This window comes from Brachybacterium tyrofermentans (genome assembly GCF_014897585.1).
In the GTDB taxonomy this organism is placed as follows: Bacteria; Actinomycetota; Actinomycetes; order Actinomycetales; family Dermabacteraceae; genus Brachybacterium; species Brachybacterium tyrofermentans.
Genome location: NZ_JABUXW010000022.1, coordinates 1 through 11,888 on the forward strand (window position 1 = coordinate 1; position 11,888 = coordinate 11,888).

14 protein-coding genes and 1 pseudogene are annotated in these 11,888 nt (G+C 68.6%); 8 read left to right on the top strand and 7 right to left on the bottom strand.

Going from position 1 to position 11,888, the window contains the following annotated elements; translation table 11 throughout:
- Nucleotides 1–98: 98 nt before the first annotated feature.
- On the top strand, nt 99–281 hold the full coding sequence (locus INT49_RS21650) for an integrase core domain-containing protein (RefSeq protein ID WP_404801952.1): 183 nt from the start codon (nt 99–101) through the stop codon (nt 279–281).
- Nucleotides 282–311: 30 nt separating this feature from the next.
- Here INT49_RS21650 and INT49_RS15465 read toward each other — a convergent pair.
- Nucleotides 312–545: pseudogene (locus INT49_RS15465) on the bottom strand (LLM class flavin-dependent oxidoreductase); the annotation flags it as partial.
- A gap of 232 nt (nt 546–777) precedes the next feature.
- On the bottom strand, nt 778–2,190 hold the full coding sequence (locus tag INT49_RS15470; protein ID WP_193118654.1) for a nucleotidyltransferase family protein: 1,413 nt from the start codon (nt 2,188–2,190) through the stop codon (nt 778–780).
- 196 nt (nt 2,191–2,386) lie between these two features.
- Here INT49_RS15470 and INT49_RS21655 point away from each other — a divergent pair, with 196 nt between their 5' ends.
- Entirely contained in the window at nt 2,387–2,644 is a 258-nt protein-coding gene (locus tag INT49_RS21655; RefSeq protein WP_193118655.1) for a GNAT family N-acetyltransferase, read from the top strand.
- 384 nt (nt 2,645–3,028) lie between these two features.
- Here the strand turns inward: INT49_RS21655 and INT49_RS15480 are convergent, their stop codons facing one another.
- Nucleotides 3,029–3,250: a hypothetical protein gene (locus tag INT49_RS15480; protein ID WP_226850689.1), complete on the bottom strand. Its 222-nt coding sequence runs from the start codon at nt 3,248–3,250 to the stop codon at nt 3,029–3,031.
- Between the two features lie 115 nt (nt 3,251–3,365).
- Here INT49_RS15480 and INT49_RS15485 point away from each other — a divergent pair, with 115 nt between their 5' ends.
- Nucleotides 3,366–4,388 carry an aldo/keto reductase gene (locus tag INT49_RS15485; protein WP_226850699.1) on the top strand — a complete coding sequence of 341 codons (1,023 nt, stop codon included), beginning with the start codon at nt 3,366–3,368 and terminating at the stop codon, nt 4,386–4,388.
- Nucleotides 4,389–4,553: 165 nt separating this feature from the next.
- Here INT49_RS15485 and INT49_RS15490 read toward each other — a convergent pair whose 3' ends face one another.
- Nucleotides 4,554–5,228, bottom strand: a complete 675-nt coding sequence (locus INT49_RS15490) for a histidine phosphatase family protein (protein ID WP_193118657.1) — start codon at nt 5,226–5,228, stop codon at nt 4,554–4,556.
- A 146-nt stretch (nt 5,229–5,374) separates the two neighbouring features.
- Here INT49_RS15490 and INT49_RS15495 point away from each other — a divergent pair, with 146 nt between their 5' ends.
- Together INT49_RS15495 and INT49_RS15500 are read left to right on the top strand one after the other, a co-directional pair.
- Nucleotides 5,375–6,370: a dihydroxyacetone kinase subunit DhaK gene (locus tag INT49_RS15495; protein ID WP_193118658.1), complete on the top strand. Its 996-nt coding sequence runs from the start codon at nt 5,375–5,377 to the stop codon at nt 6,368–6,370.
- An 11-nt stretch (nt 6,371–6,381) separates the two neighbouring features.
- Nucleotides 6,382–7,101 carry a DAK2 domain-containing protein gene (locus tag INT49_RS15500; RefSeq protein WP_193118659.1) on the top strand — a complete coding sequence of 240 codons (720 nt, stop codon included), beginning with the start codon at nt 6,382–6,384 and terminating at the stop codon, nt 7,099–7,101.
- 94 nt (nt 7,102–7,195) lie between these two features.
- Here the strand turns inward: INT49_RS15500 and INT49_RS15505 are convergent, their stop codons facing one another.
- Together INT49_RS15505 and INT49_RS15510 are read right to left on the bottom strand one after the other, a co-directional pair.
- On the bottom strand, nt 7,196–7,990 hold the full coding sequence (locus tag INT49_RS15505; protein WP_193118660.1) for a hypothetical protein: 795 nt from the start codon (nt 7,988–7,990) through the stop codon (nt 7,196–7,198).
- A 9-nt stretch (nt 7,991–7,999) separates the two neighbouring features.
- A complete protein-coding gene (locus tag INT49_RS15510; protein WP_226850691.1) occupies nt 8,000–8,416 on the bottom strand; it encodes a hypothetical protein in 417 nt (138 codons plus the stop codon).
- A 219-nt stretch (nt 8,417–8,635) separates the two neighbouring features.
- On the opposite strand from INT49_RS15510, the gene INT49_RS15515 reads away from it, so the two are divergent.
- Nucleotides 8,636–9,460: a sulfite exporter TauE/SafE family protein gene (locus INT49_RS15515; protein WP_319021651.1), complete on the top strand. Its 825-nt coding sequence runs from the start codon at nt 8,636–8,638 to the stop codon at nt 9,458–9,460.
- Nucleotides 9,461–9,499: 39 nt separating this feature from the next.
- Here INT49_RS15515 and INT49_RS15520 read toward each other — a convergent pair whose 3' ends face one another.
- Entirely contained in the window at nt 9,500–10,468 is a 969-nt protein-coding gene (locus INT49_RS15520; RefSeq protein WP_193118661.1) for a helix-turn-helix transcriptional regulator, read from the bottom strand.
- A gap of 119 nt (nt 10,469–10,587) precedes the next feature.
- Between INT49_RS15520 and INT49_RS15525 the strand changes: the two genes are divergently transcribed.
- Both INT49_RS15525 and INT49_RS15530 read left to right on the top strand, forming a co-directional pair.
- The gene (locus INT49_RS15525; RefSeq protein WP_193118662.1) at nt 10,588–11,163 is read left to right on the top strand and encodes a mycothiol transferase; all 576 of its coding nucleotides are present in this window, start codon (nt 10,588–10,590) and stop codon (nt 11,161–11,163) included.
- 88 nt (nt 11,164–11,251) lie between these two features.
- Nucleotides 11,252–11,875, top strand: coding sequence for a DinB family protein (locus INT49_RS15530; protein ID WP_193118663.1), 624 nt, complete (start codon nt 11,252–11,254; stop codon nt 11,873–11,875).
- Nucleotides 11,876–11,888 lie beyond the last annotated feature (13 nt).

Sequence of the window (11,888 nt, forward strand, 5' to 3'; positions counted from 1 at the left end):
CAAGGTCAACCCCCGCACCGGCGAAATCGCGAGTTGACAACTATAGGAGCGTCAATGCGCTGGCCGAGGCCCTGAACTCGCTGTTCAAAGCCGAGGTCATCCGGAACCTCGGTCCTTGGAAGGGCATCGACGACGTCGAGATCGCGACCGCGGAATGGGTCCACTGGTTCAACACCTTCCGGCCCCATCTCTCGCTCGGCGGTCTCACACCGCAGGCCTTCCGCGACGCCTCCTCCACGACCGTTCCCGAACCGCTCCCCGAGACCCTCAACGCCAGATAACCGACCCTCCACCAAAACCGGGGCTTGACAGATGCCGCCCGCGCCGAGCCTGACGGTCCTGGTGTGCGCCGCGACGTGGGCGATCAGCACCGAGGTGGCTGAGGACGCGATCGACCGCATGTTGTGGTGCTCGGCGTACCAGACCCGCTCATATCCGGTCTCCTCCGCTTTCTGGGCCAGGGCGACCGTGCCCTTCAGGGCCTGCGCCACGGTCTGGTCGCGGGCGGCGGTGGCGAGGTCGAGGATCGAGAGCGGGATGGGCATGAGGCACCTTTCGTCAGGAGGTGGCGCCGGACGGCGAAGCACCTGTTGGGACAACGCCCCCGGCGGCGACTTACTTCCCCGCAGCCGAGCTGCTCGGGCCGTAGCGTCCAAGATGTCAAGCCGTTCACCGACTTTAGGCGCGTTAAGGCGCGCTCCCTGGGACTGGTCACAAATAGCCGTGCGTTTACGTTTCGCCGGTTTCAGGGCGCGCGGGCAAGCTTCGTGCGACGACTTAAAAGAGTTTGTCTCCAGCGCGGTCGATCGCCACATTGTAGCCGTTGGCGGCGTCGACAAGTTGTCGCATTATGTTTTCGGCCCACCTTCGGCTCAGGTTCGTGGCCACAAACAGCACTCCTTGGGGAGTCTTGACCGGGCGCGGATGCGAAGAAGGCCGCAAGTCATCTCGCTGCGGACTAATTGCATCTGCAATGGTGGCCGCTTCAATACCTGCCTCTCTTGCAACAATGGCCGCCAAATCACGAACTGCTCGAGCCGCAGGGACCGCCCGGGAGGCCGTGTCGTTTTCAATGATGGAATAGATCGCGAACTTGCCGCGGACGCGACGCAGGCGAAGGCGCAGCAATTGTGATCGATCCTCTTCCGTCGCTTGGTCGGCGTAACGGGCGCCGAAGGCAGCCAAGAGTTCGTCGTCTAGGCGTCGCGCACAAGTGGGCGGCCTAGGATAGTCCATAAAGCTAAATACCTCTTCGGACTCCACTGCTGAAAGCGCGGAACTGAGGTCTGCAATGGTGTTCACCTCGAGTCGATCGAGCTGCGAATGCATGCGTTCAAAATACGAAGCAGGGCCGGGTTTTGAGTTAGGGAATCGCTCCATCGCAAAATCAAGAAGCGCTTCAGTCGTAAGCGCATCAGTAGTGACCTGGCTCTCCTCGCCTTCGAGGTCTTCCGTTAGTCTCGCAGGGTCGCTCTCAACGGCATCTTCGGGCTCAAAGGGATATAGAATCTCCTGAATGTCGTTGAAGAGGGAGTCCATAACGCGCCGCATGCCGCCAGCTTCGATGAATTTTTGGTCGATCTGCCGCTTCTTGCTGCTCGGCAATTCGGCATAGGCGCCTGGTTTGTACCGCACGTCGTGCTCGTACTCCGCCCAGGCGTGGCCGGCCACGCTCCTAAGCTGTATCTCGAGCCCCGGATACTGGTCGAGAAACGTCGACAATGCGGCGAAACGCGAACGATCGCCGTGATCGTCGAGCGACGTTATTATAAAATGCTCACTATCGTAGCCGTTGTATTTTTCGTCGCCTGGGTTATGGCGTTGATTGACCACCGTCCGCTCACTGATAAGGCCTGCTAAATCTGCCCGGGCGCGAGAGGTAAAGAGAATGGCTCGAGCGGCAATGCAGTCGGTTATCTGAGCTCCCGGATCGGAGTATTTGTATTCGTCCTGGTCGTTGGTCTTTTGGGATTTTTCTTTGTAGGAAACAAGGCTCTTCGCGCGAGCTTCAATGGTGTGGATGGATATACTGGCGGAGCTGGCCAGTTCTAAAAGATATCTCCGCAAATCATCGGCGGCTTCGCTCAAGAGGGAGTGGTCGTTTGCGTATTGCCAGAGAAAGCGAGGGACGCGAACTTCATTGACATTATCTTGCTCCAAGGGGAGCGAGGAGACTGGGTCGGTTTGCATGCAGCTATTATCCATGGATCTGGCGCTCGTGCCCTCGAGTTTCGCTGGAGAGTGCTGCGGTCCAGTGGGGGCAGCGTTTCAGGATCTCAGCCTCGAAAGGCTGTATGCAATCCAGACGCTCGGCGGGTCTGCCAACGGGACCGAGGAGTGGCTCGACGACATCGTCGTCGGGTAGAGCGAACGAGCTGTCAGCTTCGTGCAGGCGACCATCCCGGTCGAATATCAGCCGATAGAGATCTCCTGGGTGATAGGTCACCCGTGGCAACGGCTCGGATATGCAGGTCGCGACGTGCAGCTTCTCGCGGACGGCCTTCGAACTCGAGGAGTCACGCGGGTCATCGCTCACATTCATCCAGACCACGAGGCGTCTCAGCGGGTCGCCGAGCGCCTCGGCATGATGCCGTCGGACGTTGTCGTCGATGGGGAGACACGATGGATAGGGGCCCTCGTGTGATGCCTGGCGGGCCTACGTCTGGTGAGGGACATCCACCGTGAAGGGCTGGTGGTTGAGGAACCCGTTCCTCGCGATGACGAGCTGTCGTCGGCCCGAGGTCACCTCGACCTCCGTCTCATCGAGCCCGAGCAGTCCGGTCGTCCCGCGGTAGCGGGCACCGCCGGCGACTGTATGGAGTCCGGGCTCGACGTGAACGTCCGTCGGCCGCCCCCATCGGCCGGAGTGCTCGGTCCCATCGACGAGGGCAGCCGGGCGAGCGAAGACCCGGAGAAACCACCCGTTGATCCAATGGGTCCGTGGAACCACAGAGAGCGTCGACTGCATGCATCGATCCTAGAAGCCCCGGCGGATAGGCGCTGGGTGGACGGCCAGGGCCCGCAGGTGTCAGGCGATGTTCGAGTCGTGGTGCTTGGCGGCCTCGGCGACGACCTCGTCGGTCCACTCCTCCTCGGGCACCATCCGCGCGAGCTCCCAGCGCTGGTGCACCGGGCACTTCTGGAAGCGGCGGTTGCCGAGGCGGATGGCTGTGAACGATACGAGCGGGAACCACACGGTCTCGTAGTAGGCGCCCTTGCTGCACTGCACGATCGCCTGGTCAATATCCATATTTGCAGGCTACCCCCGGCCGCGGAGCAGTTCCCGCGCTCGGTCGCCGTCTGGAAGACTGGGACGTGCACCTGGCGTCGCTGCTCAGCGGCGCCCTGACGAACTGAGGTCGATGATGTCCCTGCAGTACCGCACCCCCTCCCGCCTGGGCCGACCGCTGTCCGTGATCGGGCAGGGCTGCTGGCAGATCGGCGCCGACTGGGGCGACGTCTCCGACGAGTCCGCGAACGCCGTGCTCGACGCGGCCCGCGAGGCCGGCGTGACCTTCTTCGACACCGCCGACGTCTACGGGGACGGCCGCAGCGAGCGTCTGGTGGGCCAGATGCGTCAGCGCGCGGCGAGTGCCGAGGGCCCGTCGGCCCCGCTGTTCGTGGCCACCAAGGCGTCACGTCGGGCGGATCCCTTCGCCCCGGAGTCCTTCACCGAGGAGAACCTCCGGGCATGGGTGGAGCGCTCGCGGCAGAACCTCGCCACCGACACCCTTGATCTTGTGCAGCTGCACTGCCCGCCGCCCGCGATCTACCGCGATGACCAGGTGTTCGACGTGCTCGACACCCTGGCCGAGGAGAAGAAGATCGCCGCGTGGGGCGTCAGCGTCGAGACTTGCGAAGAGGCGCTGATCAGCCTCGAGCGCGAGCACCTCGCCTCGATCCAGATCATCCTGAACCCGTTCCGCCTCAAGCCGCTGGACGAGGTCGTGCCCCAGGCCCGCGAGAAGGGCGTTGCGATCATCGCGCGCGTCCCCCTCGCCTCCGGCCTGCTCACGGGCAAGTTCTCCCCGTCCACCACCTTCGCCGCCAACGACCACCGCCACTTCAACCGCGGCGGCGAGGCCTTCGACCAGGGCGAGACCTTCTCCGGCGTCGACTACGAGGTGGGGCTGCAGGCCGTGGCCCGCCTCGAGAAGGCGCTCGACGGTGCGATGCCGCTGCCCGAAGCCTCCCTGCGCTGGATCATCGCCCAGGACGGCGTCACCGCCGCGATCCCCGGCGCCAGCAGCGCCACGCAGGCGCAGCGCAACGCCGCCGCCGGCAGCGAGCCGACCGCCGAGCAGCAGACCGTGCTCGAGACGTTCGACGCCGCCGTGCGGGAGACCTACGACGAGCTGCTGCGCGAGGCGATCCACCCGCGCTGGTGACCTTGACCCGGCAGAGTCCGCCGGGTCAGGGCCTGCCGGGCCAGGGCCTGCCGCGACAGGGCCTGCCGGGACAGGGCCTGCAGTGACTGGGCCAGCCGTGACAGAGGCCGCCGAGACCCCGCATATGACGGGGCTGCGGCGGCCTTCGGGGTTCCGCGGCGTGCGTCAGACGGCGGCGTCGGCGTTCTCGTCGGCCGTCACGTCATGGCGGATGTCGCCGAGCAGGTGCGCGCCGCCCAGCGGACCATTGATCCAGTCGATGAGCCGCCATCCCTGGTCCGGATGGCCCTCGAGCGCGACCATGCCCGTGTTGTGCAGGGGGCGTCCGTCGCGGGTGGACGGCTCGAGGTCCGCGGCGAGCGTCGCGAACACCCGGATCGCCGCCCCGTGGCTGACCACCGCGACCGTCGCCTCCTCCGGATGGCGCGCGGCGATCTCGCGCAGCGCCCCCGAATAGCGGGCCCAGAACGTGTGCCCGTCCTCGCCGCCGGCCAGGGCATGGTCGAAGTCGCGACCGCCCCAGATCGCCTGGGTCTGCTGGTAGGCCTCGACGGCCTCGGCGTCCCGGCACATCTCGACGTCGCCGGCGAGGATCTCCTCGAGCCCCTCGGTGACGCGGGCCTCGAGACCGAGCGCCTCGGCCAGCGGCGCGGCCGTCTCATGGGTGCGCACCAGCGGGGACACGTACAGGCCGGCGATGCTCTCCGCGGCGAGGGCGGCGGGGACCGCCCGAGCCTGCTCACGGCCCAGATCCGTCAGCCCGGCACCGGGGCGCCCGGTGTCGAGCGCCCCGAGGATGTTGTTCGGGGTCTGGCCATGGCGGATGAGGAGAAGTCGCATATCCCGGACCTTAGGCCACGAGCCTCGGAAGTCGGGACGGGCCGGTCGTCGGTGTGCACGGAGTTCGATGTGCACGGAACCATGAGAAGCGATCACAGGTCCCGGCGTAGCCTGGCCATGACCCCGTGCCCAGCCAAGGAGCGCCCATGCGTCGCAGCATCCTCAATGACCCGGACGATCTGATCCCGGAGGCCCTCGAAGGCCTCGCCCTCACCCACCCCACGCAGCTCGAGCTCCACGCCGAGCACCGCTTCCTCAGCCGCAAGCAGCCCGCCCGCGACAAGGTGGGCCTGGTCAGCGGCGGCGGATCCGGCCACGAGCCGCTGCACGCCGGGTTCGTGGGCACCGGGATGCTCGACGTCGCGGTCGCCGGCGCCGTGTTCGCCAGCCCCACCGCGCTGCAGGTCCTGGCGGCCACGAAGGCGGCCGACGCGGGCCGCGGCGTGGTCCAGATCGTCAAGAACTACACCGGCGACGTGCTGAACTTCCGCATCGCGGGAGAGATCAGCGGCGACGACGCGATCGATACCGAGATCGTGCTGGTGGACGACGACGTCGCCACCGACAGCGGGGGCGACGGCCCCGGCCGGCGCGGCACCGCCGCCACCGTGATCGTCGAGAAGGTGTGCGGAGCGGCCGCCGAGGAGGGCGCGAGCCTCGCCGAGGTCGCTGCGATCGGACGCCGTGCCGCCGCGTCGGCCCGCACCATGTCCCTGGCGCTCGCCGCCGGCACCCACCCGGGCGATGACCGCCCCCAGTTCGACCTCGAGGACGACGAGATCGAGCTCGGCGTGGGCATCCACGGGGAGCGCGCCGCGAAGCGCGCCGCCTTCACCGACGCGAACGGGCTCACCGACCTGCTGCTCGAGCCGCTGCTGGCCGAGCTCGACCTGCACCGCGGCGACCAGGTCCTCGCGATCGTCAACGGCCTGGGCTCCACCTACCCCCTCGAGCTGCAGCTCGTGGCCCGCGCCCTGCACCACCGCCTCGGCGAGGCGGGCATCGAGATCGGCCGCTCCCTCGTCGGCTCCTATGTGACCAGCCTGGACATGCACGGCGTCTCGATCACCCTCATGCCGCTGGACGACGAGCTGCGCCGCCTCTGGGACGCCCCCGTCCACACCCCCGCCCTGACCTGGTAAGGAACACACTCATGACTGAACAGACCCCCAGCAGGACCCTCCCCGCAGGCTTCGGCCGCGCGTTCGTGCTCACCCTGCGCGAAGCCCTCGAGGGCGCCGCGGACGACCTCGGCGACCTCGACCGCCGCGCCGGCGACGGCGACTTCGGCACCAACGTGCGCACCGCGATGAAGCACCTCGATGCGAACCTCGAGGCTGACGAGCCCAGCAGCTACCGCGAGTACCTGACCGCGCTGTACATGGCGTGGCTCGGCGTGGGCGGCACCAGCGGGCCCCTCTTCGGCATGTTCTTCCGCGACCTGGCGAAGGCGGGGGAGGAATCCGGCGCCGAGGGCGACGCGGGCGCCGCAGACGCCGGTGTGCCCACCGCGGCACAGTTCGCCGATGCGCTCGCCGCCGGCCAGGCCACCGTGCAGCGCTACGGCGAGGCAAAGGTGGGCGACAAGACGATGATCGACTCCCTCGACCCGGCCGTCGCCGCCCTCCGCGCGGCCCTCGAGGCAGATCCCGAGACCAGCGCCGTCGAGGCCCTGTTCGCCGCCGAGGATGCCGCTGTCGCGGGGGCCACCGCCACCGCGCAGACCACCGCCCGCCGTGGCCGTGCGAGCTACGTCGGCGACGCCTCGAAGGGCGTCATCGACCCCGGCTCCGCCGCCATGGCCATCGTGATCAGCTCCGCTCGTGCCGGCGCCGACGGCTCCGGCGTCGCCCACTTCGGCTGGATCGCCTGAGGGCACCTGCCGTCCCGGATGCCGAGGAGCAGGGCACAGGTCCTGGTGCCCTGCGGCGATGCATGGAGGCCCTGCCTCGTCCCGATCGGCGAGCTCAGCGAGCCCTGATCCTGCAGTAGGCCTGTACTGCTGCGAGATCGGGGTCGTGCTCCCCGATCGAGGCGTGGTGCGTGATGGTTGTAGGCTCCGGCACCCCGCTGTCGACATCGCGCATCCAGTACGCCCAGCAGAGCCCCGTGCCCGTGGCCGGGTGTCCGTGCTTGGACAGGAACCTGACCCCCAGGGGGCGCGTTCCGTCGTCGAGAGTGACCTCATCACGAAGCACGCGGGCGATCGCAGTTGTCAGTGTCCGGTCGTCCCCGGTGAGGTGAGCGAGCGTCAGAGGTTCCTCGAGTTCGCCGTCGGCCGTCGGCCAGGGATGTTCGTGCAAGTCCTCGAGGGCGGTGATCGTCTCGGTGGCCGTGATGTCGATCCACGAGCCAGCCGGAAATGCGAGGGCATAGACCCGCCTCCCTTCCCGGAAGGTGCGGGGGAGCCAGCTGGCCTTCATCGACCCGGTCTCGTCCCACTCGGCGACGATGTCGCGCCAGAGCTCGTCGAGATTCTTCCCGAGGGCGTCCGCGATCGGCTGGAGAGCGCGGCGCTCTCTGCTGACGTCGGTACGGTACGGCGCCAGCAGCTCCATATAGGCGGTGACCCGGTCAGCGCACGCGTAGATCGTCCGCCCGGGTGTGTCGTACCGGCTCCACGCCTCAGGGCCGCTGTTCGAAGCTCGAGCAACGGGGTCGAGAGGGCCGTAGGACTCGCGGGCGATGCGCAGAGCGGAGACCGGGCTCGCCACGAGGGCGAGCCCGGTCCGCGAACAGATCCGCTCATCTGGTGCGGGCATGAGCGCGCGTCAGCCGCTGAACGTGTCGTCGACCAGCGCCTCAGCGGCCGTCGCCACCTCCGGGAGGCGACCTTCGCGGATTGCATTCACCGGAGTGTCATAGCCCAGCCAGGGGTTCGCTCCGATGAACCACACCCGAGCGACGTGCTCCCCCTCCGCCTCGGCCACCTTCTGCCACTGTTCGTAGGCGAAGACGAGGCGCTTGATGGTCTCCGGTCGCGGCTGAGGACCTGTTGCCTTCGCCCACCTATGGGAGGACTTCGTATCGGAGGAGCCGGCCAGAGCCGAGACCAGCGTTCCACCCAGCGAGGCGTTCAGGCGCCGGGTGAGCTCCCGGATGTCCAGGGCGATCGCACGACGGTAGGCCGAGTCATGGATCGCACCAGCACCGGTCGAGGGTGCGGCAGAGGATGTCGTGGGGACCATGGGTGCCTCCGTTCTGAGGTCTATGCCCTCTACGATACTCGGACTTGTCCCCGCATGGCTACCCCTATGCCACGCAAATGCCACTGTTCTGCGCCCATTCGGGCCGCTTGCGGCCGTGGCAGAACGCGGCAGTCCTCTGGCTCGCTGGATCTGGTCGTCGGCACCCGGGTCGCGGACGGGCGCGGGGCGCGATGTTCTGCACTGGTAGCTTCAGTTCTCGTGTCCGACCTCGCTGCCCTGATCCCCACCCTCGGCGCCGCCACCTGGGTGCTGGTGATGATCGGTGCGCTCGTCGTGGGCCTGTCCAAGACCGCCATGCCCGGCGGCGGCACCATCGCCGTCGGCCTCTTCGCGCTCGCCCTGCCGGCGAAGGAATCCACCGCCGCGCTGCTGCTCCTGCTCATGGTCGGCGACGCGACCGCGCTATGGGTCTATCGGCGCGAGCCCGACGTGCGCACGCTGGTGCGACTGATCCCCAGCGTGCTCATCGGCATCGTGCTCGGCACGATCTTCTTCGCGACCGTGGGCGGGGACACCGTGCGCACCACGATCGGCGTGATCCTGCTGGTGCTGATCGCGGTGACCGTGTGGCGGCGGCGCTCGGCTCGCGTGAAGAAGTCGGCGGATCCGTCCGCGGCCGCGGACGCCGGCGACGCGACCGATCCGGCAGTCGCCCCGTCGGGCGCCGGGGTCGCGCTCAGCCGCGCCGGGTACGGGGTGCTGGGCGGCTTCACCACGATGGTCGCCAACGCCGGCGGCCCGGTGATGTCGATGTACTTCTACGCGATGCGGATGCCGGTGCTGACGTTCCTGGGCACCTCCGCCTGGTTCTTCGCGATCGTCAACGTCATCAAGCTGCCCTTCTCCGCCGGCCTCGGCCTCATCACGCGCGAGACCCTGGTCATGGACCTGATGCTGGTGCCGCTCGTGCTGATCGGCGCGTACTGCGGGGCGAAGATCGCGCGGCGGATCCCGCAGGCGGTCTTCGAGAAGCTGATCCTGGTGCTCACCGTCGTCTCGGCATTGGCACTGCTCGTCCTCTGAGCTCCGGTCCAGACGAGCCTCTGCCCCGAGGAACGCGGCTCAGCGGGCGTCAGCCGCCAGAGTGGCGGCGCCCGACCAGGTGCTGATCTCCTGGAGCACGGTGAGCAGCTCGGGCGGCTGGATCACCTCGATCGGTCCGCCCAGGCTGATCAGGTGCATGGCCACCCAGCGCAGATCTCCGCTGTCGGATCCGGCGCGCACGATGCACGCGTGCTCGCCGTCGGCCGTGACCGTCGCCGCCCGCACCGGGGTGAGCTTCTCGACCTCGTGGAGCGGCCGACGGATGCGGGCGACCACCGCCGTCGTGTACCCGCCCACGGTGATCGACTCGCGCACGGTGGCCTCGATGTCCGGCGTGGGCCGCGGCGTGATCGGGAAGGTGCTGGGATGCACGGTGTGCATGCGGTCCAGGCGGAAGGTGCGCCAGTCCTCGCGGTCCAGGTCCCAGGCGAACAGGTACCAGCGCCCGTCGACCGAGAGCACTCGCCGCGGCTCGATGCGGCGCTCCCCGCGCTCGCCGTTCCCCTTCTCGTAGTCCAGGCGCACCCGCAGCCCGTCCCGCACCGCGGTGGCCAGGGCGATCAGCACGGCGGCGCTCGCGGCGGGGACGGGCCGGGCCACCACGCCCAGGGCGTCGGTGACGGCGGAGACCTCCGAGCGGACCGTCGGCGGCAGGATGCGGTCCAGGGCTGCGAGCGCCCGCAGCGCCTCGGCGTCCAGCCCCTCGAGGCCCGAGGCGGCGGCGAGCCGCAGTCCCACGGCGACCGCCACCGCCTCCTGGGAGCCCAGCAGCAGCGGCGGCAGCTCCCGCCCGGCGCCGAGCTGATAGCCGCCGCCGTGCCCGGCCGAGGTGAGCACCGGGTAGCCCATCGAGCGCAGCCGGTCCACGTCCCGGCGCACGGTTCGCTCGGTCACGTCGAGCTCGCCGGCCAGCTCCGGGCCGGTCCACACGGTGCGGGACTGCAGCAGGGCGAGCAGTCGCAGGGCTCTGGTGGTCACGTTGCTCATGGGACGAGTCTGCCCGTCTTTGCGGACAGAAGCTGTCCGCTTCGGGGAGGAAGGTGGTTCTCGACCGCACAGGAGGGCATCGCGGACACCCGCAGCCCGCACCGAAGGAGAACAGACCCATGCCGTTTCTCACCGCAGAGACGACCGACGAGCTCGACAACCTCGCGACCTTCGCCCAGCAGCAGGTCGAGCAGGTCGCCACCACCCTCCATGGCCTGAGCCCCGAGCAGCTCCGCCAGGTCCCGAGCGCCTCGGGGATGAGCCTCGGTGCGCTGTCCCGGCACGTCCTCCTCATGGCGGAGACCGCGGCGCGGACCATCGCCGCGGCCCCCGAGGCAGGATCGGCCCCCGACCGCGCGCCGGAGCGGTACCAGGCCGAAGGCGGCCTCGCCCCGGAGGCCGCCCGTGAGGAGGACACCGCGGAGTCGCTGACCGAGCTGCTCCAGGCGGCGGGCCAGGACCTCGCGGACGCCATCCGCGGCACCGATCCCGAGACCCGGGGCCCGATGCCCGACCAGCCCTGGTTCGAGGGCCGCACGAGCTGGAGCATGCGGTGGTACGCCCTGCACCTGGTCGAGGAGAATGCCCGCCACGCCGGCCACGCGGACATCCTCCGCGAGAGCATCGACGGCAGGACCACTTACGAGCTCAACGCCCTCGCCGCCGGGCAGACCTGGCCGCCCGAGGGCTGGTGAGCCCGGGCCCGAGGGACGGGATCGCGACCGCCGAGGATCGATGGCCGACGACTGACGGCCGACGACTGATGCCCAGGAGGAGAGCACGATGACCAGCAGCGACGCACCCACCGAGAGCGGCGACCCGGTCCCGGGAAAAGACGGGGACCTGCCCACCGTCCTGATCGATCAGATCGAGTTCCATGTCCGCGAGTTCCTGCGGCCACGGCTCGAAGGGCTGAGCGACGAGGAGTACTTCTTTGACGCCACGGCCGACGGGACCGCCTGGACCGTTCACCCGCGCACACCCGAGGGCCTGGCGCCGCCCACGTCCATCCAGGGCGGCAGCGGGGACATGGTCATCGACTTCGAGTTCCCCGAGCCCGAACCCACACCGCTGACCACGATCGCGTGGCGCCTCGGGCACATCATCGTCGGTGTGCTCGGAGCACGCACCAACGCCCACTTCGACGGGCCGCCGGCGGACTACATGACCTGGGAGTACGCGGCGACAGCCCAGGAGGCGCTGGCCCAGTTCGACGCCGGGTACGACCGCTGGATCACGGGCGTCCGCTCCTGGAGCACGGAGGACCTCCAGGTCGCTGTGGGGGAGGCGGAAGGGCCGTGGGCCGAGTACTCCCGCGCCACCCTCGTCGCCCACATCAATCGCGAGCTCATCCACCACCTCGCCGAGATCGCGCTGCTGCGGGACCTCTGGGCGCACCGCGACTGAGGGGTGAGGGGTG

Coding starts and splice junctions, on each gene's coding strand:
- INT49_RS15505 (WP_193118660.1), bottom strand. CDS start 7,990: ATGCCCGCACCAGATGAGCGGATCTGTTCGCGGACCGGGCTCGCCCTC.
- INT49_RS15500 (WP_193118659.1), top strand. CDS start 6,382: ATGACTGAACAGACCCCCAGCAGGACCCTCCCCGCAGGCTTCGGCCGC.
- INT49_RS15495 (WP_193118658.1), top strand. CDS start 5,375: ATGCGTCGCAGCATCCTCAATGACCCGGACGATCTGATCCCGGAGGCC.
- INT49_RS15485 (WP_226850699.1), top strand. CDS start 3,366: ATGTCCCTGCAGTACCGCACCCCCTCCCGCCTGGGCCGACCGCTGTCC.
- INT49_RS15530 (WP_193118663.1), top strand. CDS start 11,252: ATGACCAGCAGCGACGCACCCACCGAGAGCGGCGACCCGGTCCCGGGA.
- INT49_RS15490 (WP_193118657.1), bottom strand. CDS start 5,228: ATGCGACTTCTCCTCATCCGCCATGGCCAGACCCCGAACAACATCCTC.
- INT49_RS15520 (WP_193118661.1), bottom strand. CDS start 10,468: ATGAGCAACGTGACCACCAGAGCCCTGCGACTGCTCGCCCTGCTGCAG.
- INT49_RS15510 (WP_226850691.1), bottom strand. CDS start 8,416: ATGGTCCCCACGACATCCTCTGCCGCACCCTCGACCGGTGCTGGTGCG.
- INT49_RS15480 (WP_226850689.1), bottom strand. CDS start 3,250: ATGGATATTGACCAGGCGATCGTGCAGTGCAGCAAGGGCGCCTACTAC.
- INT49_RS15470 (WP_193118654.1), bottom strand. CDS start 2,190: ATGCAAACCGACCCAGTCTCCTCGCTCCCCTTGGAGCAAGATAATGTC.
- INT49_RS15525 (WP_193118662.1), top strand. CDS start 10,588: ATGCCGTTTCTCACCGCAGAGACGACCGACGAGCTCGACAACCTCGCG.